This is a genomic window from Rhizobium sp. BK312 (genome assembly GCF_014193605.1).
Classification (GTDB): Bacteria; Pseudomonadota; Alphaproteobacteria; order Rhizobiales; family Rhizobiaceae; genus Rhizobium.
Window position 1 is genome coordinate 391305 of sequence record NZ_JACHZP010000001.1, and the last position, 23849, is coordinate 415153.

Annotated in this window: 22 protein-coding genes, 1 other RNA gene and 1 pseudogene; 16 read left to right on the forward strand and 8 right to left on the reverse strand. The window is 59.3% G+C overall.

Annotated features, from left to right (window positions below; all coding sequences use genetic code 11):
• Positions 1-45: 45 nt before the first annotated feature.
• Entirely contained in the window at positions 46-573 is a 528-nt protein-coding gene (locus tag FHT85_RS01890; protein WP_112334535.1) for a GNAT family N-acetyltransferase, read from the forward strand.
• Here FHT85_RS01890 and FHT85_RS01895 read toward each other — a convergent pair.
• Positions 570-1490, reverse strand: a complete 921-nt coding sequence (locus FHT85_RS01895; RefSeq protein ID WP_112411714.1) for a thymidylate synthase — start codon at positions 1488-1490, stop codon at positions 570-572. The two genes, FHT85_RS01890 and FHT85_RS01895, sit on opposite strands and share 4 nt — an antisense overlap.
• A gap of 183 nt (positions 1491-1673) precedes the next feature.
• Between FHT85_RS01895 and ssrA the strand changes: the two genes are divergently transcribed.
• From ssrA to FHT85_RS01915, 4 genes are all read left to right on the forward strand, one after another.
• Positions 1674-2044, forward strand: a transfer-messenger RNA (tmRNA) gene (gene ssrA, locus FHT85_RS01900).
• Between the two features lie 118 nt (positions 2045-2162).
• Positions 2163-2675 (forward strand): SspB family protein, encoded by a 513-nt coding sequence (locus FHT85_RS01905; protein WP_041677914.1) that lies wholly within the window; start codon positions 2163-2165, stop codon positions 2673-2675.
• Positions 2676-2730: 55 nt separating this feature from the next.
• Positions 2731-2925 carry a DUF4169 family protein gene (locus FHT85_RS01910; protein WP_112398957.1) on the forward strand — a complete coding sequence of 65 codons (195 nt, stop codon included), beginning with the start codon at positions 2731-2733 and terminating at the stop codon, positions 2923-2925.
• Between the two features lie 104 nt (positions 2926-3029).
• The gene (locus FHT85_RS01915; RefSeq protein ID WP_041677915.1) at positions 3030-3242 is read left to right on the forward strand and encodes a ribbon-helix-helix domain-containing protein; all 213 of its coding nucleotides are present in this window, start codon (positions 3030-3032) and stop codon (positions 3240-3242) included.
• A 78-nt stretch (positions 3243-3320) separates the two neighbouring features.
• Here FHT85_RS01915 and FHT85_RS01920 read toward each other — a convergent pair whose 3' ends face one another.
• Both FHT85_RS01920 and FHT85_RS01925 read right to left on the reverse strand, forming a co-directional pair.
• Entirely contained in the window at positions 3321-7028 is a 3708-nt protein-coding gene (locus FHT85_RS01920) for an AsmA family protein (protein WP_112411713.1), read from the reverse strand.
• Positions 7029-7273: 245 nt separating this feature from the next.
• The gene (locus FHT85_RS01925; protein ID WP_112411712.1) at positions 7274-8686 is read right to left on the reverse strand and encodes an FAD-binding oxidoreductase; all 1413 of its coding nucleotides are present in this window, start codon (positions 8684-8686) and stop codon (positions 7274-7276) included.
• Positions 8687-9031: 345 nt separating this feature from the next.
• Here FHT85_RS01925 and FHT85_RS01930 point away from each other — a divergent pair, with 345 nt between their 5' ends.
• From FHT85_RS01930 to FHT85_RS01945, 4 genes are all read left to right on the forward strand, one after another.
• Entirely contained in the window at positions 9032-9811 is a 780-nt protein-coding gene (locus FHT85_RS01930) for a transporter substrate-binding domain-containing protein (protein ID WP_183773984.1), read from the forward strand.
• A 63-nt stretch (positions 9812-9874) separates the two neighbouring features.
• Positions 9875-10546: an amino acid ABC transporter permease gene (locus FHT85_RS01935; protein WP_112398961.1), complete on the forward strand. Its 672-nt coding sequence runs from the start codon at positions 9875-9877 to the stop codon at positions 10544-10546.
• Positions 10543-11202 carry an amino acid ABC transporter permease gene (locus FHT85_RS01940; RefSeq protein WP_112334530.1) on the forward strand — a complete coding sequence of 220 codons (660 nt, stop codon included), beginning with the start codon at positions 10543-10545 and terminating at the stop codon, positions 11200-11202. The genes FHT85_RS01935 and FHT85_RS01940 overlap by 4 nt, the downstream gene beginning before the upstream one ends.
• Complete coding sequence (locus FHT85_RS01945; RefSeq protein ID WP_112398962.1) at positions 11180-11905, forward strand: amino acid ABC transporter ATP-binding protein; 726 nt, start codon at positions 11180-11182, stop codon at positions 11903-11905. The genes FHT85_RS01940 and FHT85_RS01945 overlap by 23 nt, the downstream gene beginning before the upstream one ends.
• A gap of 16 nt (positions 11906-11921) precedes the next feature.
• On the opposite strand, the gene FHT85_RS01950 is transcribed toward FHT85_RS01945, so the two are convergent.
• A complete protein-coding gene (locus FHT85_RS01950; protein WP_405047979.1) occupies positions 11922-12809 on the reverse strand; it encodes an AraC family transcriptional regulator in 888 nt (295 codons plus the stop codon).
• Between the two features lie 14 nt (positions 12810-12823).
• Here FHT85_RS01950 and FHT85_RS01955 point away from each other — a divergent pair, with 14 nt between their 5' ends.
• Positions 12824-13231, forward strand: a complete 408-nt coding sequence (locus tag FHT85_RS01955; protein ID WP_112334527.1) for a DUF2000 family protein — start codon at positions 12824-12826, stop codon at positions 13229-13231.
• A 58-nt stretch (positions 13232-13289) separates the two neighbouring features.
• Here FHT85_RS01955 and FHT85_RS01960 read toward each other — a convergent pair whose 3' ends face one another.
• Together FHT85_RS01960 and FHT85_RS01965 are read right to left on the reverse strand one after the other, a co-directional pair.
• Entirely contained in the window at positions 13290-13958 is a 669-nt protein-coding gene (locus tag FHT85_RS01960; RefSeq protein WP_112411710.1) for an OmpA family protein, read from the reverse strand.
• Between the two features lie 280 nt (positions 13959-14238).
• Complete coding sequence (locus FHT85_RS01965) at positions 14239-15213, reverse strand: flagellin (RefSeq protein WP_112398964.1); 975 nt, start codon at positions 15211-15213, stop codon at positions 14239-14241.
• A 549-nt stretch (positions 15214-15762) separates the two neighbouring features.
• On the opposite strand from FHT85_RS01965, the gene FHT85_RS01970 reads away from it, so the two are divergent.
• Together FHT85_RS01970 and FHT85_RS01975 are read left to right on the forward strand one after the other, a co-directional pair.
• Positions 15763-18228 (forward strand): ATP-dependent helicase, encoded by a 2466-nt coding sequence (locus FHT85_RS01970; protein ID WP_112411757.1) that lies wholly within the window; start codon positions 15763-15765, stop codon positions 18226-18228.
• A gap of 241 nt (positions 18229-18469) precedes the next feature.
• Positions 18470-18711 (forward strand): annotated as a pseudogene (locus FHT85_RS01975) (GIY-YIG nuclease family protein).
• 24 nt (positions 18712-18735) lie between these two features.
• On the opposite strand, the gene FHT85_RS01980 reads toward FHT85_RS01975, so the two are convergent.
• Complete coding sequence (locus tag FHT85_RS01980; protein ID WP_112411709.1) at positions 18736-19098, reverse strand: winged helix-turn-helix transcriptional regulator; 363 nt, start codon at positions 19096-19098, stop codon at positions 18736-18738.
• Between the two features lie 148 nt (positions 19099-19246).
• Here FHT85_RS01980 and gstA point away from each other — a divergent pair, with 148 nt between their 5' ends.
• Positions 19247-19882 carry a glutathione transferase GstA gene (gene gstA / locus FHT85_RS01985; protein ID WP_112411756.1) on the forward strand — a complete coding sequence of 212 codons (636 nt, stop codon included), beginning with the start codon at positions 19247-19249 and terminating at the stop codon, positions 19880-19882.
• A 130-nt stretch (positions 19883-20012) separates the two neighbouring features.
• Here gstA and FHT85_RS01990 read toward each other — a convergent pair whose 3' ends face one another.
• Positions 20013-20750, reverse strand: a complete 738-nt coding sequence (locus FHT85_RS01990) for an SDR family oxidoreductase (RefSeq protein ID WP_112411708.1) — start codon at positions 20748-20750, stop codon at positions 20013-20015.
• A gap of 231 nt (positions 20751-20981) precedes the next feature.
• Here FHT85_RS01990 and FHT85_RS01995 point away from each other — a divergent pair, with 231 nt between their 5' ends.
• The 3 genes from FHT85_RS01995 to pncA all read left to right on the forward strand — a co-directional run bounded on the left by FHT85_RS01995 (position 20982) and on the right by pncA (position 23814).
• Positions 20982-21512 carry a TetR/AcrR family transcriptional regulator gene (locus tag FHT85_RS01995; RefSeq protein ID WP_409527315.1) on the forward strand — a complete coding sequence of 177 codons (531 nt, stop codon included), beginning with the start codon at positions 20982-20984 and terminating at the stop codon, positions 21510-21512.
• A gap of 283 nt (positions 21513-21795) precedes the next feature.
• Entirely contained in the window at positions 21796-23079 is a 1284-nt protein-coding gene (locus FHT85_RS02000) for a sugar MFS transporter (RefSeq protein WP_112334815.1), read from the forward strand.
• Between the two features lie 111 nt (positions 23080-23190).
• Positions 23191-23814, forward strand: a complete 624-nt coding sequence (gene pncA, locus FHT85_RS02005; protein WP_112411706.1) for a bifunctional nicotinamidase/pyrazinamidase — start codon at positions 23191-23193, stop codon at positions 23812-23814.
• Positions 23815-23849: the final 35 nt, after the last annotated feature.

Genomic DNA, 23849 nt, shown 5'->3' on the forward strand with positions numbered 1-23849 from the left:
CGATACGATCATCCAATCTGATGGATAGTGTCTACGGAGCGACCGATGCAAATTCGCGATGCGAGAGACGAGGATCTCGCGGGAATAACCGCGATCTATAACGACGCCGTCGCCAATACCGCCGCGATCTGGAACGAGGCGCAGGTCGATATCGCCAATCGCAAGCAATGGCTGCAGGATCGGCACAAGCTCGGCTATCCGGTCCTCGTCGCGACCGACGATCACGGTGACGTGGTCGGCTACGCCTCGTTCGGTGACTGGCGCGCCTTCGACGGCTATCGGCACACAGTCGAGCACTCCGTCTATGTCCGCAACGATCAGTATCGCGGCGGCATCGGTAAGGCGCTGATGATCGAGCTCATCGAGCGCGCCCGAGCGATCGGCAAGCATGCGATGGTCGCAGGCATCGAGGCAGGCAACGAGGCTTCGATCCGGCTGCATGAAAAGCTCGGCTTCCAGCAGGTCGGACTTCTTCCACAGGTCGGCACGAAGTTCGGACGTTGGCTCGATCTCGCCTTCCTGCAACTACTCCTCGATCAGCGCACCGATCCCGACGCCAAGCCGACGACCTAAACCGCGACTTCGGCCGCGATCGCCGCGTGCGGCTCATATCCGAGAACCTCGATATCCTCGATACGATAATTGTCGATGCTGTCGGGTCGGCGTAGCAGACGCAAGGTCGGGAACGGCTTCGGCTCCCGGCTGAGCTGCTCGCGGATGGCATCCAGATGGTTGAGATAGAGGTGGACGTCACCACCCGACCAGACCAGTTCGCCCATATCCATATCGACCTGCTGCGCGACCATAGCCAGCAAAACCGCCTGCTGGCAGATGTTGAATGGATTGCCAAGGAACAAGTCGCATGAGCGCTGGAAAACCATCAGGCTGAGACGCGGGCGCTTGCCGCCTTCGGCCGAGATGTTCGATACATGAAACTGATAGACCATGTGGCAGGGATGCAGCGCCATATCGGCAAGCTCGCCGACATTCCAGGCGTGGAAGATCATCCGGCGGCTGCTGGGATTGGTCTTGAGATCCTTGATGACCGCGGCGAGCTGGTCATGCACGCGGCCTTCGGCATCGCGCCATTGCCGCCACTGCTTACCATAAACCGGGCCGAGATCACCCCATTGCAGAGCAAAGGCCTCGTCCTCCAGAATGCGCTTTTCAAAAGCGACCTGATCGATCTCTTCGCCCGTCGCCTTGCGATATTTCGCCAGCGGCCAGTCGGTCCAGATCCGCACATTTTCCCTCAGGAGATTGCGGATGTTGGTGTCGCCCGTCAGGAACCAGAGCATCTCCTTGACGGCGAGTTTCCAATAAACCCGCTTCGTCGTGAAGATCGGGATCTGTCCCCTTGAGAGATCGAAGCGCATCATCGCGCCGAGACCACTCAAGGTGCCGACGCCGGTGCGATCGATACGGCGATCGCCGTGCTCGAGCAGATGCGCCATCAGGTCGAGATATTGGTACTCTGGGTGACGAGCCATCTTCTGCTCCGAAATCGCTTGAAATTTCCGGCCGTAAGGCCTGCCTGAACAGCCGCCTGCCGATTCCTTTTTCGCAATTTTAATGACAAGCCCACGCGAAACCAACCGCGGCGAAGCGTAATTCAGGTAAATCTCGCGACCTTGCAGGCAAACCGATGTTTCCACGAAGCATTTGTGACAATTGCCCTTCCCTTCGCTCGCGGAAAACACTATATCACCCTTGCCGGTCTTCGGGCCGGCTATGGCGATAAATGAGCGGTGTAATAAACCTATTGGACCCGGGGGCGGTACCCGGCGCCTCCACCAAAAACCGGCCAGCAGAACTTGCGACAGACCGGCTTTTGATGGGGGCGAAACAGGATCGACAAGGGTGTAAAGATCGACTTTTCGCTCGGCATTGTACCGCCGTTATCGGGCTAAAATTGTAGTTGCAAACGACAACTATGCGGAAGCTCGTCTCGCTGCTTAATCGCGGTGTGACACTTCAAATAAAGTCCTAAGGGGTCGCACTCTTAGGCGGGGTTCGAAGGCACCTGGCAACAGAAGCCTTCACCTTCTTCTCCAGTGCTATATTATGGATCGACACGCGGTGACTCGCGCATAGGGCTTTTCCGGCGGCGCTCAGCGTGGCATAAGCCTATAAAAAGCATGGCCAACGAAAGACAGGAAAGCATGGGGCAGGATCATATCCGCTACGACATTTTGGCACAGGACGCCCTGCGGGGAGTAATCCGCAAGGTGCTGACCGAGGTCGGCGCTACAGGCCGCCTGCCCGGTGACCACCATTTCTTCATCACCTTTCTGACCGGCGCCCCGGGCGTGCGCATTTCACAGCACCTGAAGGCGAAATATCCCGAACAGATGACCATCGTCATCCAGCACCAGTTCTGGGATCTGAAGATCACGGAAAGCCAATTCGAGATCGGCCTCTCCTTCTCCGACGTTCCGGAAAAGCTGGTCGTCCCCTTCAATGCAATCCGCGGCTTCTACGACCCCTCCGTCAATTTCGAACTGGAATTCGACGTGCCGCTGGCCGACGAAGAAGAAGAGACCTCCTCCGGCGAAATCACGGCCTATCCGGTGCCGGTCGAAGGCGAGGAAGCGCCTGCGGCTGCAGCCAAGGAAGGTGAGGAAAAGAAGCCGGGATCGGTTGTCTCTCTCGACGCGTTCCGCAAGAAGCAGTAGCCATTGCAGGGGAAGCATCCGCTTCCCTTTTTCATGTCGGTAACGGAAGAAATTAATGAGCGCCGAAATCGTCAATCTGCGCCAGTTTCGCAAGAAGCAGGCCCGCTCGGATAAGGAAACGCAGGCTGAGCACAACCGCATCGCCTTCGGAAGGACCAAGGCTGAGAAGAAGCTGACGACAACGCTTAACGAAAAGGCCGCAAAGGCGCACGAGGCCGGCCGAATCGAAACCAAGAAGACCGAAGACTAATTTAGGCCCTGAGACAAAAAACTTCAGAAATCAGTTGCTTACTTCCGCATTTTGAATCACTTTCAGAAATATCCCGCCATTTCCGATTTTTGATCGATCCGCCGATGATCCGTAAACATTCCGCGACGCTGCATGGCCATCGCACGAGCTTTTCCCTCGAGGATGCCTTCTGGACAGAACTGAAGGCGATCGCCAACGCGCGCGGCACGTCGCTCGCAGCATTGATCTCTGAGATCGACGACGGCCGCGAAGCCGGCAGCAATCTCTCTTCGGCGCTCCGCCTCTATGTCCTTAAATGGCTGAAAGATCGCAACTGAGTGGTTGCAGAGGAGTTCACGACGATGCCGTGAGCGCGCTTTACCTACCAGATGTGGATCAATCCACGACCTTCCGGTTTACTGGGCAACTCCCGGCAGCTCATTGAAATTCAAAGGTGCCGTCGGATGCTGAGTTTCGGCCTTGGCTCGCGCGTCGGCCGCTGCCTTGGCCTTGGCCGCCTCCTCCGCTGCCTGCTTGGCGCGCGCCTCTTCCTCCGCCTGCTTCTGAGCGGCCGCCTGCTGAGCCAGATTGCGTAACCGTTCCTCTTCCGCGCGGCGCTGCTGCTCGATGGCGGCATCGCGCTGGCGCTGAGCCTCGCGCACGCCTGCAACATACTTGTACAGCGCCACCTCACGCCGCAGCCGCTGCTTTTCAAGCACATTGGCCTGCAAGCGCTCCACCCGACGGCGCTCGCGCTCGAATGCCCGGACCGACAGGAAGCTGGTGACGTCCGTGATATCCATCGTTCGGCCAGGTGCGGAGAGCGGTCCGGCGAAATCGAGGCGTAGGGCCGGCTCCGCCCCGCTCTGCGCTTCGGCACCCGCCTTGAAGGCGATACCGAGTGAGCCGCGCATGCGCTCGTCCGGCAGGCTGATTTCGGCGTTGCCCAAAAGCTTTGCCAGATCATTGCTGGCGACAATATTGGTCGCTCGCACTACACCGGCGGAAATGTTGAAAGGGATGCTGGTCGCCGGCAGGACCGCTTCGCCATTGTTCAGCAGCGTCTGCACGATCGGCAGCACCTTGGCGGCAGTGATATCGCCCTGAATCTGATCCGTCGCCGAGAGGAGCGGCGGCATGACGGAGAGATTGAGGCCACGCACATGCGTCTCGCCGAGCTTCATTTCACCCGAACCGCTTGCATTCGCGGCAAGGTCGGCAATGCTCTTGCCGCTCGCTTCGGCATTCATCGCAAGGCCGAAGCGGCCGGTCGCAAGCGGCGCTCCATCGCGCTGCCAGGCAACAGCCGTAAGATCGCCATTGGCGAGGCTGAGCTTCGTCTGCAGCAGGCCGGTGCCATCCGAATTGGCGAACATCGCGCTCCCGGTCAGCGTACCGCCATTCCAGCCACCCGTCAGATCATTCAGCCGCAACTCCTCGCCCCTGTAAGCTGCATTGGCGGTGAAATTCGAAATAGGACCGAACAGACCAGGCCATACCTGCTTTGCGGAGAGTTTGACGCCGATGTCCATGCCGCTGAAGGCTGGAAGGCCGAGCTTATCCTTGTTGAGCGCGCCTGTTTTCGGATCGCTCATCGGCCCGTAGATGGCTTCCGCCAGCCAGTCGAGATCCATCTTGTCGAGCAACAATTCACCCGAGGCCTTTAGATTCGGCGCCTTCCGATCGACGGTCAGCATGCCGGACATGTTGTTGTCGGCAAACAGCCCCTTCATATCGGAAAATACGATCTTGTCCGGGTTCAATGCGGCATTAGTCTGGAACTTCACCGGCAAACCGGCGCCCATCTGCGGAATACCGATGCCGTTCATCACGAAATAAGGATCGATGTCAGCGCTTTCGAACGATAGCGCTATGTTGCCGTTGAGGAAGGTAGCTGGACGGACATCCACCTTGCCGTTTGCGGTAAACGATGTCTTGTCGGTCGCAAAAGTGAGCGCGGCATCCGCCGGATCGGTGCCGCTTGCCGACACTTTCAGCGTCAGACGACCATTGGCATCGGCTTCAACAGGCAACGGATCGAGACCCGCCTGGCCGAACAGGATCGACGTCACCGAATTTTCCAGCGTTCCCTCGAGCGTCGTGGTGCCCTTGCCCTTGAACGCCGAAAGATCGGACATGCGATAATCGAAATTGACGCGGCTGCCGTTGGAAACACCGGCAAGCGTCACCGTCAGCGCGTTGTCCTGATCGCCGCCAAGCGTCACCGCCCCGCGAAGAGCCGTGTTTCCATACCAGGCTGCATTGCGCACCAAACGGTCCATGACGGGATGGTGCGGTAAATGCTGGCGCAACATTTCGAAAAACGGCCCGGGATCGGCGGCCTTGAAGGTGATCTCGCCCGATCCCTTGTAGTCGGATGGCGTGCCGTCGGCGCGGCCAGTTGCAGTGATTTCGGCGCCGGCGACATTGTGTACCGAAAGCTTGTCGATCGTCAGAGCGCCGTCGGCAACAGAGAAGGACGTATCGAGATTATCGGCCGGCACACCGAAGGCCATGAATTTGCCGGCCTGCAGATGCGCCGTGATCCGATGATCGAAGAGAGATTCCTCGGTATCCTGGCCTGCAAAGAGCCCAGTCAGCGCCCTCAGCGCGTCGAGGTCGAGAGCATCGCCGGTCAGATCGACCGCAAGCTTCGGCGGGGTCTTGTCTGTCCCACTCTGTCGATCGATCCGGCCCTTCAGCGTGGCCGAACCGATTGCGATCTCCAGATTTTCGAACCGCTGCTCGTCATGCTTCAGGCTGACATCGGCGGAGAAGCCGGCCTGACGCAGCTGGCGTATTGCCGGATCGACGGCCCCGACAAGCCACGAGGCCAATCCCGACGGCTGGTTGGACGCAACGACCAGATTACCGATGAAGTTGGGCTCGTCCCGCAGCATGAGATTGCCGCGCGCTTCGACCTGCGTGCGGCCGGGCATCGTGCCGATCGCATGATCGATCCTCCATCCCGTTCCCGCCGGTTCGAGATCGAGCTGCACGTCGCGTATGGTCGTGTCGCCCGCCACGATCGCCGGCAGCCGGAAGGTCGCCTTGCCGGGAACCTGTGGCACCGGAATTTCAGCCGCAATCGCAATCAGATTGTTGAGGCGCTGACGTGCCGAGATTGCCGGGTTGCGATTGGTCTTGCCGTTGGTGCCCTTGTTGTTGCCGAGACGGTTGACGTCGATCTGCTGTCCATCGGCCGTCAGCAGGAATTCCGGCTTGGAACCTGTATCCAGCGTCGCCTCGCCTGTGACGACATAAGGATCGTCATCGGCGCCGACTTCAAGGCGATATTCCGGAACGCGAATACGGTCATTCGTCAACTCGAAACGGCCCTTGATGCGGGGCTGCGCCTTCTGATCGGCAGAATCGCGCGTCTGCTTGTCGTTGACCCCGGCCGTGAAGGAGCCCATGTAATCGGGCTTGCTGTCGACGAGTTTAAGCTCGCCATCGAGATCGACATTAAGCGGATGGCGGTCCGGCATCAGCCGGGTGCGGACGCGCAGGACGCCGTTGTCGTCAGGCTGGCTGCTGGAAACCGTGAAATTGCCATGCTCGTTGTCGAGGGCCGCATCGCCCTCGATACGCCAAGGGCCGGCAAGCGACCGCGCCGACATCTGGGCATTCAGGCCCGTGACGTGGCGGGTCCTGCCCGTTTGCTCGTCAATGAAGAGAATATCGCCGTCTTCTACGTGAACGCTTTCGAGCACGACGGACTTTGCGGGAATTTCCGGCTGGCTACCGCGCATCCAGTCGAGCGTGCCGTCCTTCAGCAACCGCAGCCGCACCTTGGGCTTGGACACCCGCATATCGAAGATCAGTGCTTCGCCGGAAAGGAAAGGCGCAAGTTCCGCATCCATAGAGAATTCGGCCACCTGCACGAGCGGCGTTCCATCAGCCTCCTGGCCGACGCGGACGTCATGCAGCGTCACCGACGGGAACGGCAGAAGACGGGCATCCACGGTGCCATGAACAGTCACCTTCTTGCCGATGATGCGGCTCGCCTGATCCTCGAAGTTCTTGCGAAAATCGGTCCAGTCTATGAAGAGCGGAGCGAGCAGCGCCAGGAACAGCACCACCACAAGCAATCCACCCAGAAAAACCAGGACCCTACCTAACAACGCGTGTCGTCTCCAATCTTCATTCCCAACGTATGCAGGCGTCGCTTGTCAGAGCGCATACACGGCATAATTTAGTCTATGTACGGTTCTACCCGATCTCCGCCTGTCACAGCAGCTCTTTTTAAGAGGTATGCCTCCTCTAGCGCGTGTCAGTGGCTTTTTATGGCAAAAACCGGAAAAGTGCGGATGCAGCCTAGCGTCATTCGCGTTTGTAGCAAGCCAAGATCATGAAAATATTCCATCTTTCAGTGCCTGCGGAATATCTTCCCCGGATTGAAAATGGCATCCGGATCAAGCGACTCCTTGATTTGACGCATCAGATCGACGGCATCGCCGAGCTCCTGCTCCAGAAATGCCATCTTCCCCTGCCCTATGCCGTGCTCGCCGGTGCATGTGCCGTCCATGGCGAGCGCACGCGCGTTAAGGCGAGCGACGAATTCCTCGACGACAGCGATCCCTTCAGGGGTCTTGTCGTCAAACAGGACGAGCACATGGAAATTACCGTCGCCGGCATGGCCGACGATCGGCGCCAGCAGGCCATGCGCCTCGATATCGGCCTGGGTTTCCGCTACGCATTCGGCAAGGCGTGAGATCGGCACGCAGACATCTGTCGATAGCGCAGCCAACGCCGGCGCCAGCGCGCGGCAGGCCCAATAGGCGTCGTGGCGGGCTTTCCAAAGCTTGTTGCGCTCTTCGGCGTTGCTTGTCCAAAGGAATTCGCCGCCCCCGCATTCCGCCGCGATCTCGGCAAATTGCTCCGACTGCAGCGCTACCGTCTCGTCAGTGCCGTGGAATTCAAGGAAAAGCGTCGGCTTCTCGTCATAGGTCAGGCCGGAATAGCGGTTGCAGGCCCGCATCTGCATGGCATCGAGCAGCTCGATGCGCGCGACGGGAACGCCCATCTGGATGGTCATGATGACGGCATCGCAAGCCGCCTTGATGTCCGGAAAAGCGCAGGCCCCGCCGGCGATCTTCTGCGGAATGCCCTGCAGGCGCAGGGTGATCGACGTCAGTACGCCGAGCGTGCCTTCCGCTCCGACAAAGAGCCGTGTCAGATCGTAACCGGCGGATGATTTCTTGGCGCGGCGGGCGGTGCGGATTTCCTCGCCATTGGCAGTAACCACGGTCACGGACAGCACATTGTCCTTCATCGTGCCATAACGCACAGCGTTGGTACCCGATGCGCGCGTCGATGCCATGCCGCCGATCGAAGCATTAGCGCCCGGATCGATCGGGAAGAACAGGCCGGTATAGCGCAGGTAGGTATTAAGCTGCTCGCGGGTGACGCCGGGCTCGACCGTGCAATCCAGATCCTCGGCATTGATTTCGAGAATGCGGTTCATGCGGCTGAAATCGATGGAAATGCCGCCCTGCGGCGCATTCACCTGTCCCTCCAGCGAAGAGCCAGTGCCAAAAGGAATAACTGGGACCTTGTGTTCGGCACATGCCTTCACGACAGTCCGCACGTCCTCGCTCGTTTCAGCAAAGACCACGCCGTCCGGCAGCTGCGATGGGATATAAGTGGTGGTGTGAGCGTGCTGGGCACGAAAACTTTCGCCGGTCTGGAAACGTTCACCGAAGGCCTGCTTCAGAATGCCGAGAACGGCGGATATGCCGGCCTCGTTGCGTGTTCCCGCCTTTGCATCAGCCAAAACCATAGTCCGAATCTCCCATCGCGGTCGTCCAGGGCGTTAACCCCTCTCGGTTCTATGGGGCATTTGGGGCGGGGCTGTCCAGTGATGAAAGTGAGCCGCTATCGCGCATAAGTTCAAGTTTTGTGCGATTGATCAAAGGTGCGACGATCGGTCGGCGGGAAAAAGCATCGCAGCAGAATTTTGCCTATATTTTAATCAATCCATCACCTCAACGATCACCGAACATTCACTTTCATCCATACCATGACACCGCGAGGCAGTCTTCCGTCGACTGGCATATGTCTTGCCTTTCGCCTTTCAGCTTTCATACAGCCACGATTGGAAGGACATTCGATGAAGCGCAGACAAATGCTCATGGCACTCGGTATCGCGATGCTGGCGATGGGGTCAATTTCCGCCCCTGGCGCAGCTCGGGCGGATGCCCTGAGCGACATAACCTCCCGCGGCACGCTGCGCGTCGCCGTTCCGCAGGACTTTCCGCCCTTCGGCAGTGTCGGCACGGACATGGCACCCATGGGCTATGACATCGACATGGCCAATCTGATCGGCGAAAAACTCGGCGTGAAAACGGAGCTCGTTCCGGTTACCAGCGCCAACCGCATTCCCTATCTGCAGACGAACAAGGTCGATCTGGTGATCTCAAGCCTCGGCAAGAATCCGGATCGTGAAAAGGTCATCGATTTCTCCGACGCCTATGCGCCCTTCTTCAACGGCGTCTTCGGTCCCGGCGATGTCGCGGCCGCGAAGCCGGAAGACCTTTCCGGCAAGACGATCGGCGTCACCCGCGGCGCGATCGAGGATCTCGCGCTGACCAAGGTCGCGCCGCAAGATGCGACGATCAAGCGCTACGAGGACAATAATGGCACCATCTCCGCCTTCCTGTCCGGACAGGTTCAGCTGGTTGCAACCGGCAATGTCGTCGCGGCGGCCATTCTTGCCAGGAATCCGCCGAAGAAGCCCGAGATGAAATTCCTCATCACCAACTCCCCCTGCTTCATCGGCCTGAACAAGAACGAGCAGGCATTGCAGAAGAAGGTCAATGACATCATTGCCGCCGCCAAGGCGGACGGGACACTGAACAAGATGTCACAGAAGTGGCTGGGCGCCGACCTGCCGGCCGGCTTCTGATCAACGCAGGACTGATCGCGCCGTCATTCGGCGGCGTGATCGGTCTCAGCGAGGCTTTCTCCCATGCGCTATCACTTCGATTTCGGCTGGCTTGCCGAATACTATCCCACGCTGATCAAGGGCGTTCTCGTCACGGTGGAGCTGACCCTTATAGGCGCTGTGCTTGGCATTATCCTCGGAATTGCCTGCGCCTGGGCTCGCGCACTTGGCCCGAGCTGGCTCAAACCCTTCGTGGCTGCCTATGTCGAGCTCATCCGCAATACGCCATTTCTGATCCAGCTCTTCTTCATTTTCTTTGGCCTGCCCGGCATCGGCGTTCAGATGAACGAGATGACCGCCGCTAATCTCGCCATGATCATCAATCTCGGAGCCTATAGCTGCGAGATCATCCGCGCCGGCATACAGGCAACACCACGCGGCCAGTTCGAAGCCGGCGCCAGCCTTGCCATGACCCGGTTCGAGACCTTCCGGCATGTCGTCCTCGTTCCGTCCCTGCAGCGCATCTGGCCGGCATTGTCATCGCAAGTCGTCATCGTCATGCTCGGCTCCTCCGTCGTCTCGCAGATCGCCGCCGAGGACCTGACCTTCGCGGCAAACTTCATCCAGTCGCGCTCGTTTCGCGCGTTCGAGGCCTATTTCGTATCCACGGCGATATACCTCGCGCTGGCGGTCCTGCTTCGGCAGACACTGGCGGTCGTGGGCAAGCTGATCTTTCCACGCAGGGTCCGCCAATGATCCAATTCACCACATGGGATATTCTGCGCGGCCTGCTTCTGGCAGCGCGGTGGACGATCCTCCTCTCTCTCGTCTCCTTTGCGGGCGGCGCTATCGTCGGTGCGATCCTGCTCTTTCTGCGTATCGGCAAAGCCAAGGCCGGCCGTGTCGCCGTCAGATACTTCGTCGAATTGTTTCAAGGCACGCCGCTGCTGATGCAGCTCTTCCTCGCCTTCTTTGGCCTCGGGCTCTTCGGCATCGACGTACCGGCCTGGCTGGCGGCCGGCGTCGCACTCACCCTCTGGTCGGCTGCCTTTTTGACGGAAATCTGGCGCGGCTGCGTCGAGGCTGTAGCCAAAGGCCAATGGGAAGCATCGGCAAGTCTCGGCATGGGTTATCTGCAGCAGATGCGCTACGTCATCCTGCCGCAGGCGCTGCGCATCGCCGTGCCGCCCACGGTCGGCTTCTCCGTGCAGGTCGTCAAGGGCACGGCGTTGACCTCCATTATCGGCTTCGTCGAGCTATCGAAGGCCGGCACCGTCATCACCAACGCGACCTTTCAGCCGTTCACCGTCTACGGCTTCGTCGCGCTCATCTATTTCGCCCTGTGCTGGCCGCTGTCGAAGAGCAGCCAGATCCTGGAGAGGAAGCTCAATGTCGCTCATCGAAATCACTGAAGTCCGCAAGAGCTTCGGCACCAATGAAGTCCTGAAGGGCATCAACCTCGATGTCGAGCCCGGCGAAGTCATCGCTATCATCGGCAAGAGCGGCTCCGGAAAATCGACACTGCTGCGCTGCATCAACGGGCTGGAAACGATCAATGACGGCTCGATCTCCGTCGCCGGCGCGCAGCTTCTGCCCGACGACCTACATCTGAAGGCGCTCCGGCTGAAGGTCGGCATGATCTTCCAGCAATTCAATCTCTTCCCGCATCTGAGCGCGGGACGCAACGTCATGCTCTCGCAGATGGTCGTCAAGAAGACCGCCAAGGCCGAAGCCGAGGCGATGGCGCGGCGCATGCTCGACCGCGTCGGCCTTGGGCACAAGTTCGACGCTTATCCGGACGAACTCTCCGGCGGCCAGCAGCAGCGCGTCGCCATCGCAAGAGCACTCGCCATGCAGCCGATCGCGCTTCTCTGCGATGAAATCACCTCCGCGCTGGACCCGGAGCTGGTGGCGGAAGTTCTTGCTGTCGTGCGAGAACTAGCCGGCGAAGGCATGACGCTGCTGATGGTGACGCATGAGATGAAATTCGCCCGGGACGTCTGCTCGCGCGTGGTCTTCATGCACCAGGGGCGCGTGCACGAAATCGGACCGCCGAGCGAAGTCTTTGCCAACCCGCAAACGCCTGAACTCAAGCAGTTCCTCGGCCTGCATTGAAGGTCGGCAAGCTCGGCTAAGCGGTTCTTTGAACCATAGTGTTCCAGGCACCTGGAGCAATGCCGAACGCCTTCTTGAAATGTCGGGTCAGATGGCTCTGATCGGCAAAGCCGGTTGCCGCAGCCACCTCCGCGATCGGTTCTCCCGCGCCGATCATCGCCTTTGCCTGCTGCAGCCGCCGCATCAGCAGGAACCGATGCGGGCTTGTTGCAAAGGCGGCACGGAAATGCCGCGCAAGCGCAAAGCGATCGAGACCGGTGATGCGCTCAAGCTCCTGCGAGCGCACACCCCGCGTGACATGCGCTTCGAGGTAGTCCCGCGCAGCCTTCACCTGCCCCCAGGCAATGCTACCCAAAGGCCGTTGCGGCAAACGGGCATGCTGGACAAGTCCGTCGGTGAGCCGCGAGACGAAATCGTCAACGAAGAGCTCATCCAACTCCCGATCGAGCTCACCAAGCGCCGCCAGCAACAAGCCGGCGAGACGAGTGTCTTCCACCACGGGGTCATCGACGAAAGGCAGGCCGACACGCGCCGCCTCAAGACATTGAAACAGTACCGATGGTTCCAGATACAGCATCCGGTACACGAGCCCGTCATCGGTCGCGGCCCCGCCGTCATGCAGTTCGTCCGGATGAAGAATGATCACCCGCCCGGGCAGGCTGTAGCGCTGTTCGCCGCGATAGCGGAATGTCTGCACGCCGCGCATGGTGACTCCAAGCGCATAGGTATCGTGCCGATGCAGTTCGAAGGCATCGCCGCGAAACTGCGCCTGGATGCGTTCGATGCCCGGATAGGCCGGCGCGGAAAGGATGCGATTGGCTTCCGGCGTCACGCACAAACGTTCAAGACCCTCGAAGATCTGTCCGGTTACATCTTCGCGCAATGTCCCATTTCCAGACTGCATGAAAGTGACCATCGATGTTCGATACCAAAATCGCGATCGTTCTGCGAAGCGACCTTCAATCCTGGCAAAAACTGAATGTAACGGCCTTCCTGTCGACAGGCATAGCCGGACAGCATCCAGATATTATTGGAGAAGCCTATCGCGATCGCACCGGCAACGTCTACAACGCTTTGTCGATCCAGCCCATCATCGTGCTCTCGGCCGACAAGGAGAGCATTACCGCCATCCACCGCCGCTCGCTGGAGCGTGGCGTCACATCTTCCATCTTCATCGAGGAAATGTTTTCAACTGGCCATGATGCGGCCAACCGCGCTGTCTTTTCCGAATTCGCACCCGAGGACGCCAAGGTCGTCGGCATCGCCTTGCGCGCGGACAAGAAAATCGTCGACAAGATCACCAAGGGCGCCAGCATGCACGCGTGATCGGACGCGCAAAGAAAACGGCCGGATCGTGAGACCCGGCCGTCTTTGTTGAAAAAGCTTAGCCGTTCTGCGTGATCGGTGCGATCTGGATCTCGACGCGGCGGTTCTGGGCGCGGCCAGCCTCGGTTGCATTCGTTGCGACCGGCTGCGACGGGCCGAAGCCGATGGCAGACATGCGGCGCTGATCGATGCCCTGGCTGCCGAGGTAGGAGGCAACCGATCCGGCGCGGCGCTCGGACAGATCCTGGTTATGCTGCAGGCTGCCGGTCGAATCCGTATGGCCGTTGACGTCGATCAGCGTGCGGTTGAACTTGCGCAGAACGATCGCGACAGAATTCAGCGTCGGGAAGAATTCCGGCTTGATCGCGTCCTGGTCGATGTCGAAGGTGATTGCCGACGGCATGTTGAGGATGATGCGGTCGCCGACGCGCGTAACGGAGACGCCGGTGCCCTGCAGCTGCGCACGCAGTTCGGATTCCTGCTGGTCCATATAATTGCCGATGCCCGCACCTGCGAGCGCACCGACGCCTGCGCCGATCAGCGCGGCATTGCGGCGCGAGGCCGGCGAATGGCCGATCAGAAGGCCTGCGACAGCGCCGACACCGGCACCGATCGCTGCACCGCCGGCCGTATTGGAAACTTTCTGCTCACCCGTGTAGGGATCGGTGGTCGTGCATGCGTTCAAAAAGGCTGCCGCTAGGGCAAGAATGGCAATTCTCTTCATCATGGAATCATCGCTCTCCGGTTCGATGGCCGCAGCAGATATGAAGCATTGCGGCAATATCGTGAAGAGAAATCTATGACGCCCTTATATCTTTGGGATGGAAGCAATTTCCGCAACAATCTTTCAATAGTAGACATCAGACCCAGAAGCCGAGCCATATCACCACCGCATTGATGCTGCCTCTGACAGCATCGCGAACACTCCAGCCAAGCGAAAAAACGGCTAAAGCCACCGAGGCAATGCGGATACGTATAACTCTGCCTCTTATGATTCTGGTTGGCTCTCAGAGATTCTGGAAAAGCTGCAAAGCCGTATTGTAGCTGGCATTGGCGATCGAGAGTGATTGCAGCCCGAGTTGCTGCTGAGCCTGCAGCGCCAGAACCTTGCTCGATTGCTGCTCCATATCGGCATCGACAAGCTTCCCGACACCGCTGGTCAGGGAATCGCTCAAATTCTTGGCGAACTCGGTCTGAAGATTGATGCGCGATTCGAGGGAGCCGAATGCGGACCCGATCGTCTTGAGCTGGTTCAACATTCCCGTCACTGTGTTGACCATGTCGGCGATGGCCCCTTGGGTCGTATTCGCATCGAGCGAGATCTCCACCTGGCCGCTCGTATTGCCGTTCTGAGTGCTGACGAGCACATAGTTCCTTGCAGCCCCGGCCTCGGTCGCGAAAGACGTCGACGTCAGCACGCCATATCCGCCGGAGCCGCTCGACTGATCATCGATCAGATAACGCGCATCGGCGGAGGTGATCGGACCTGTCGTCGAGCTCACGCCGGCATAGCTCAGCATGCCGATCGTCACTGTCCCGTTGCTGCCGCGGATCAGCGAACCCGGCACTTCGTGCGGATCGGTAGGATCGGCGCCATCCCGCAGCACCGTCCAGTTGACGCCATTGAAGGTCGCAGACTCTCCGACGCTGCGCAGCTGCTGTTTCAGCTGCGCAATCTCGTCATTAAGCTTCGTTTTGTCGACGCTGGTCTCATAGGCGCTGACAAGCTTTGTCCTGATCTCGGTCACGACGTCGATCGCGCTGCCGACACCCGTAGAAGCCGTGCTGACGGTCGAGGCGGCGAGACCGAGCGCATCCTGAACCGACGAAATCGCACCGACGTCGGTATGCGTCAAAGTCGAGATTTTCCAGTACGTAGCATTGTCTCTCGCCGTTTGAACCCGCAGGCCCGACGACATCTGTCGTTCGGCATTACCCAGTTTGGCCTGGGTGTCCCTCAGCACTTCCAGCGCTGTATTCATAGAGGGACTGACCCTGATGAAGGTCGAAAAAATACTCACGGCACATGAACTCCGAACGCAACAATACGCAACACATACAAGGAGACATCGGAACCTTGCCGCGGGCGCTCATGCGCGCGGGCCGATCGCATCGGCAAACAGGAGCCAGGCAAAAACAACACCTGCGCTCTGGCGGTTACATATCTCCATGATTAGCAAACATGCTTAAAAATGCGCTAAGAACAACGCATAATTCACCATAATTGGGCGCGGGGGCGATAACTGGCTCAGCCCCGAGGGCTCGTCGCTATTCCGCGGCGCGGCGATTGGCGAGCATCGTGTACCGCGCCGTTCACGCGGCCGTTGCTTCCCATGAATCGACTGCTAAACCACAATTTAGATACAAACAAAGTTGTAATCTTCGGTGAGACAACGACACGTTTTACTGGCTCGTCGGCATGTCCGCTCCATGATGCAAAACGCGCATCAAGAGCTGCGAATGTGCACTTTTTGTTCTAATTTCGGCCCGTTTCTTTTGCCTTTCGGGGTAGAATCATTACATTGGGCGGCATGACCATTGGACATGACGACATTCCCTTCTTTGACGAGGAGCCGGAGCACACCGTACCGCGCCGTTCTGCGCCGGCTGCCGGCAGCATTGGCGGCGGCATCGCGGCACGCGCCATGGCGGCACGCGACAGCGGCCGCCGGCCGGATTATCTCTCGGGCCTTAATGCCGAACAGACGGAAGCCGTGGAAACGCTCGACGGCCCCGTTCTGGTGCTTGCGGGCGCAGGCACCGGCAAGACGCGCGTGCTGACGACACGCATCGCTCATATCCTCTCCACCAACCGCGCCTTCCCCAGCCAGATCCTCGCCGTCACCTTCACCAACAAGGCGGCCCGCGAGATGAAGGAGCGTATTGCGCTGCTCGTCGGCGGCGCGGTCGAAGGCATGCCTTGGCTCGGCACCTTCCACTCGATCGGTGTCAAGCTTTTGCGCCGTCATGCCGAGCTGGTCGGCCTCACCTCCAGCTTCACCATTCTCGATACCGACGACGTCATCCGCCTGATCAAGCAGCTGATCCAGGCCGAAGGGCTCGACGACAAGCGCTGGCCGGCCAAGCAGTTTGCCGGCATGATCGATACCTGGAAGAACAAGGGCCTGAGCCCCGCCGATATTCCGGAAGGCGATGCGCGCGCCTTCGCCAACGGCAAGGGCCGCGAACTCTATGCCGCCTACCAGAACCGCCTGAAAACGCTGAACGCCTGCGACTTCGGCGATCTCCTGCTGCATCCGATCAATATATTCAGGCAGAATCCTGATATCCTCAAGGATTATCACCAGCGCTTTCGCTATATCCTAGTCGACGAGTATCAGGACACCAACACGGCGCAGTACATGTGGCTTCGCCTGCTGGCGCAGCGGCAGAAGGGCGAGCCGCAGAATGTCTGCTGCGTCGGCGACGACGACCAGTCGATCTATGGCTGGCGCGGTGCGGAAGTAGACAATATCCTGCGCTTCGAGAAGGATTTTCCGGGCGCCAAGGTCATCAAGCTGGAGCGCAACTATCGCTCCACCGAGCATATTCTCGGCGCCGCCGCGCATTTGATCGCCCATAATGAAGGCCGGCTCGGCAAGACGCTGTTCACCGACCGCTCCGATCCGGACGATATAAAGGTGCAGGTGCATGCCTCCTGGGATTCCGAGGAGGAAGCGCGCGCTATCGGTGAAGAGATCGAGCAGTTGCAGCGCAACAAGCACAATCTTAACGACATCGCCATCCTCGTGCGCGCCTCCTTCCAGATGCGCGAATTCGAAGACCGTTTCGTCACGCTCGGTCTCAACTACCGCGTCGTCGGCGGCCCGCGCTTCTACGAGCGCCTCGAAATCCGCGATGCCATGGCCTATTTCCGCCTCGTCTGCCAGCCGGCCGACGATCTCGCCTTCGAGCGCATCATCAACACGCCGAAGCGCGGCCTCGGCGACACCACCGTCCGCGCTTTGCACGACTATGCCCGCGTACGCGATATCCCGATGCTGGCGGCAGCGGCCGATATCATCGAGACGGATGAGATGAAGCCGAAGGCGCGCAAGGCGCTGTTCGACGTCGTGCAGTCCTTCCGCCGCTGGCAGGGCCTGCTCGAAAACACGCCGCATACCGAGCTTGCCGAGCAGATTCTCGAAGAGTCCGGCTATACGGACATGTGGAAGAACGACAAATCGGCGGAAGCGCCGGGGCGCCTGGAAAACCTGAAAGAACTCATCCGCTCCATGGACAGCTTCGAGTCCATGCGCGGCTTCCTCGAACACGTCGCCCTCGTCATGGATGCCGAGCAGAACGAGAATCTCGACGCCGTCTCCATCATGACGCTCCACTCCGCCAAGGGTCTGGAATTCGACACCGTGTTTTTGCCCGGCTGGGAGGAAGGCCTGTTTCCGCATCAGCGCTCGCTCGACGAAAGCGGGCGCGCCGGCCTCGAGGAAGAGCGCCGCCTCGCCTATGTCGGCATCACCCGCGCCAAGCGCCGTTGCCACATCTGGTTCGTCTCCAACCGCCGCATCCACGGTCTTTGGCAATCCACGATCCCCTCCCGCTTCCTCGACGAACTGCCGGAAACCCATGTTCAGGTCGCCGAAGTCGAGCAATCCTATGGCGGGTACGGCCGCGGCGGCTACGGCCAGTCCCGCTTCGACAAGGCAGATCCCTTCGCCAATACCTATTCCACCCCGGGCTGGAAACGCGCCCAGGCCAACCGCAACGATGCAACCCGCGACAACTGGGGCAGCCGCTCCGGCCACGCCGTCGAACGCATCGGCTACGGCGAAAGCGGCCCGAAGGTGCGCACCATTGACGGCGAACTGGTGGCCAAATCCACCTCCTCCGAACCCTCCAAATTCGCTATAGGCGACCGCGTCTTCCACATCAAATTCGGCAACGGCAACGTCTCGGAAATCGAGGGCAACAAGCTGACGATCGAATTCGACCGCGCCGGGCAGAAAAGGGTGTTGGACGGGTTTGTGGAGAGGGTTTGATCGGGAGCGATTCCGGGTTTGGGGCCATAGAATCACCTGCTGATGCGGACCGCGCATATACGAAGGTCGCGATGGGACTCCTCATCTTCCTCCACTCCGTCATCCTCGGGTCAAGCCCGAGGATGACGGAGTGTGGGGTATGCCGTCGGTGGCAAATGCGAGCACTGATCCGGCATCAATAGATCATCCGTCATCCCTAGCGACCCTTGACGACCACTACCCCAACCAGCGTCGTACACGCATGGGTGGATACACTTACATCATCACCAATCACAAGCGAGGCACGCTGTACATGGGCGTCACCGCCGATCTCGAGCGTCGCATCTACGAACATCGCGAAGGCCTCTAACACCGGGATTCGCTTGGAAATAGGGATGCACGCGGTTGGTTTGGTATGAAGACCACGCAGACATCGTTTCAGCCATACAAAAAGAAAAATCGCTGAAACGCTGGTATCGACAGTGGAAGATCGATCTAGTCTAAAAAACAAATCCGGATTGGCGGGACTTATACTACGAGCTCTGGTGAATCCTCACGCTTCCCGGTAGCCTGCGCATCCCGATCCTTCAGCCACAACCCGAATTCTTTCACTACGGCGACAACCTTCTCCAAACGCCTCCCATCCTCCGTCAGCGAATATTCAACCTTAACGGGAACTGTCGGATAGACCGTCCGCTTGATAAGACCCGCCTCCTCCAGCGCCCGCAGGTCCAGCGTCAACATCCTCTGCGAAATGCCAGGCATCAGCCGTCGCAGTTCGTTGAAGCGCTGGGGTCCATCGACCAGATAGGACACGATCAGCAGCCGCCAGCGGCCTCCCAGCAAGTGCATCGCCTCTTCCACGGAGCAACCCGTCACGGTCTTTTTCATCGCGCATACCTCATGTGCATGGCGGTATAATTTTTGTACCTAGATGTCAAACTTTTCCGTTCTTACTATTCTATACTGCAGGGATTACATGGTTCTACGACAGTCTTTCCAAGCGAAAGCTGGCACCGGAAACACCATGGAGACCCTCGTGAAGCTCTACTATCTGCCCGCAAGCTGCTCACTCTCGCCCCATATCGTCATCAACGAACTTGGCTTGGACGTGGACGTGATCAAGGTCGATCACGCCAGCCACAAGACCGAAACCGGACTCGATTTCTATGATATCAATCCGCATGGCTATGTCCCGTTGCTTGATCTCGGCGACGGCAATCTTCTGCGCGAAGGGCCGGCGATCGTCCAATATCTGGCGGATCTGAAGCCGGAGGCCGGATTGGCAGCCGCCCCCGGCACGATGGAGCGCTACAGGCTGCAGGAAATGCTCGGCTTCTTGTCGACGGAAATCCACAAGGGGTTTATTCCGCTTCTCTATGCGCGGCTCGCGGGAGACTATGTCGAGACCGCAAGGCCGAAGCTTGAAAAACGATATCAATGGATCGACGCGCATCTCGCCGACCGTCCCTTCCTGATGGGCGATAGATTCACGGTTGCCGACGCCTATCTGTTTGCACTGACGGGTTGGGGTCAGGCTCCGTGGCTGAAATCCTATTACAAAGCCGGTATCCATTTCGACGGACTTCATAATCTGGAAGCTTGGTATCGCCGCATGAGGCAACGGGAGGCCGTCCAGAAGTCCATCGCCGAGGAAGGATTGGCATTCGACTGAGCCCGCAACGAAGCGACGGGAAAGCTATCGCGAGACACGACCGGTTTCGCGATGGCATCATTCAGTATCGCGTCACTAGGCAAGAGACGATCCTTCTGCTGCCAAGGCTTCTGCGCCTCGCTGCGCCACTTCAGTTGCGCCCGCCATTCGCCCTGATGATCTGGCCGTTGACCCAACCGCTCTGCGGCCCGGCCAGAAACGATACGATCTGGGCGATATCCTCCGCCAGCCCGAGGCGCCCGAGCGGAATGTCGCTTATCAGCCGCTGGATTAGCGCCTCGGACCGCCCCTTGAACAGCAATTCGGTCGCGATCGGCCCCGGCGCGACTGCATTGACGGTGACCCCGCGCGGACCGAGCTCTTTGGCAAGAATATGGGTCATTGCCTCTACTGCCGCCTTCGTCGCGGCATAGACGCCGTTGCCCGGGGAGTAGTGACCGATGATGCTCGTGGAGAGATTGATGATGCGGCCGCCATCGCGCACCCGCCTCGCCCCTTCTCGCATCCCATTGAAGGTGCCTGTCAGATTGACGGCAACCTGCTGCCGAAAATCCTCATCCGAAACCTCAGCCAATGGCGAGAATTTGCTGATCCCGGCATTGTTGACGAGCACGTCGACCTTTCCGAACTCCGCTTCGGCGCGATCGAACAATGCGGTTACGGCCGCGGCGTCGGCGACATCGGCACGGACCGCAATCGCGCGACCACCCGCCGCGGCGATACCGGCGACAACATCGCCGGCCTCTTCGGAACTCGATGAGTAATTGACGACGATCTGAAAGCCATCGTCGGCAAGCTGCTTCGCAATGGCGGCGCCAATACCTTTGGATGCGCCGGTTACGATCGCGGTTCTAATTTCGTTGGACATGCGTCAAATCTCCTTGTCGCTCGCACAAGCGCTCTCCGTCATGCCTGGGAACTCAATCCCAGCATGTTCGCTGAAATGCTTGTTTCATTGGGTCGCGAATTGTAATATGAGCGATAATTCGCTTTTTGCTACTCGCATTCCAGGAACATGTCCGAAAGCCCGCTCCACAGCCGAGCCACGCCGAGAAAAGCGCCAAAGCAAGCCCGGTCGCTTGCAACAGTCGAAGCGATCGTGGAGGCTGCAGCTCGCATTTTGGAGGAGCACGGCCATGAAGCCTTCTCCACCAATGCCGTCGCGGAGAAGGCTGGCGTCAGCGTCGGCTCGCTCTATCAGTATTTTCCACGCAAGGATGCGCTGATCGGAGCCTTGATCCTGCGCGAGACTTCGCGCCTCGTCGCAGAAGCGGAAATTGCCGCCGACAAGACCACCGGCAGCGAGGCGCTATCGGCGCTCATCCTCCCTTGCGTCGAACAGCAGCTTCGCCGGCCGGCACTAGCCCGCCTGCTCGATTTCGAGGAGGCGCGGCTGCCGCTCGATGCCGCCACCGAAGCGGTCAAACGGCGATTCTTGGAGCTCACGCGCGCAACCCTGCTGCGACCGGATTTGCCGCCGCAGGTCGATATAGAAGTGGCAAGCCGCGACGTGGTCGCCATCGTCAAGGGAATGGTCGATGCCGCAGGGGACCATGGCGACACGGATAAAAACCAGCTGGCTCTGCGCGTGAAACGCGCCGTTCTTGGTTATTTGCACAGCCTTGACTGACGTCGGCTGCGGGCCCCAATCGAATAGGCCGCCCAAAAACCGTAAGGCATGGCTAGACATTCCACTCTTGCAAGCGATTGCATTGCAGCATTGCAGAATCCGCATGCCTAGCAAGCTACCAATGATAATCCAATCGATTATATCGATTGAAGCGGCTTCGGGATTCTGCGTTTCCTGCGGGGGTCTCGGCAAGCCGCTGCCAGTTTCTTCTTTCGGCCCGTTCGGGCTTTTCGTCCGGCTCGAATCTCGAAGCCTGGCAACAACAAGAACCGAGGATAAAAAAGTGGCTGGCTCAGCAACAAGCTCTGCGCCCACCAGCGCCCGTGCATCCGCACGCCAAGGCCAGGGCAACTACCAATTCGCGCTCATCGCACTCACCTCACTCTTTTTCATGTGGGGCTTCATCACTTGCCTGAACGATATTCTGGTCCCGCACCTGAAAAGCGTCTTTCAGCTCAATTACACCCAGGCAATGCTTATCCAGCTTTGCTTTTTCGGCGCATACTCCATCATATCGCTTCCTGCCGGCACGCTCGTGAAGCGCATCACCTATAAATGGGGCATCGTTGTCGGCCTCGCGATCGCGGCTGTCGGCTGCGCCCTGTTCATTCCGGCCGCCACCTACCGAGTCTACGCCCTTTTCTTGGGCGCGCTTTTCGTGCTCGCCACCGGCATCACGATCCTGCAGGTCGCCGCCAACCCCTATGTCACCGTGTTGGGACCACCGGATACGGCCGCCAGCCGTCTGAACCTGACGCAAGCATTCAACTCCCTCGGCACGACGATTGCACCTTACTTCGGCGCAATGCTTATCCTGTCCGCCGCGACCGTTGCGGCCACCAACGCGACGCCGGAGCAGCTCGACGCCATGCGGCTTGCCGAGGCCGGTGCGGTAAAATTCCCCTACCTGCTTCTTGCTGCCGCATTCCTGGTGCTTGCTGCCGTCTTTGCCGCATTGAAGCTGCCCGAGGTCGAAGATGAAGAAACCGTCGAGCCGATGCGCGGCGGCGGTTCCGCCTGGCAGTACCGTCATCTCGTGCTCGGCGCTGTCGGCATCTTTGTTTATGTCGGCGCCGAAGTCAGCGTCGGCAGCTTCCTGGTGAACTTCCTGAGCCAGCCCGATATCGCCCATCTCTCCGAGTCCGATGCCGCCCACTATGTCTCCTATTTCTGGGGCGGCGCGATGGTCGGACGCTTCGTCGGCTCGGCAATCATGCGCCACATCGATGATGGCAAGGCGCTTGCGTTCAACGCCGCTATCGCGATCATTCTTCTGCTGGTGACGGTGCTGACGACAGGCCATGTCGCCATGTGGTCCGTGCTGGCGATCGGCCTGTTCAACTCGATCATGTTCCCGACGATCTTCAGCCTGGCGCTGCATGGCCTCGGCAAATATACGAGCCAAGGCTCGGGCATTCTGTGCCTTGCCATCGTCGGGGGAGCGATTCTGCCAGTCATTCAGGGCGGTCTTGCCGATACCATCGGCATTCACCTCGCCTTCCTGATGCCGATCATCTGCTACGTCTACATTGCCTTCTATGGCCTCAAAGGCCACAAGCCGGCATAAGCTTTTACAAACCGTCGCGCCTCGCCGCCTTCATCGGCGAGGCGCAAAGGGCTTGATCCGAAACGCGCCGCTTGGCATCGTGCGGCGCAACAAAACGGAAGGACAGGCCTCATGAAAGCGCTGCTGCTCATCGATATCCAGAACGGCTTCTGCCCTGGCGGCAACCTACCCGTTCACGAAGGAAATCTGACGGTGCCTGTCGCCAACGAGCTCATAGACAGCGGCCGATACGATCTCATCGTCGCATCACAGGACTGGCATCCGGCCGGTCACGGTAGCTTCGCCTCCGCTCATCCGGGCAAGAAACCCTTTGAAATCGGCATGCTCTCGGGCAAGCCGCAGATGATGTGGCCCGATCACTGCGTTCAGAATAGCAAAGATGCCGAGTTTCACCCGGACCTCCATATCAACGCCGTCGATTTCATCCAGCAGAAGGGCCAGAACCCTGCAGTCGACAGCTATTCCGCCTTCCGTGACAACGATCAAGCCGCCCTCACCGGGCTGGCCGCCTATCTGCGCAACAAAGGCGTCACCGAACTCGACCTTTGCGGGCTGGCAACCGATTATTGCGTCAAGTTCTCGGCCCTCGATGCCGTTGAAATGCTGCCTGGCGTTACCGTCCGCTTCATCGAAGATGCCAGCCGAGGCATCGATCTCGCCGGCGTCAAATCGGCAATCGATGAGATGCGAGCCCGTGGTGTTGCCGTGATCAGCAGCAAGGATGCGCTTGCGTAAAATCGCGCAAGTCCAGCTAAACCTTCTCTAAACAA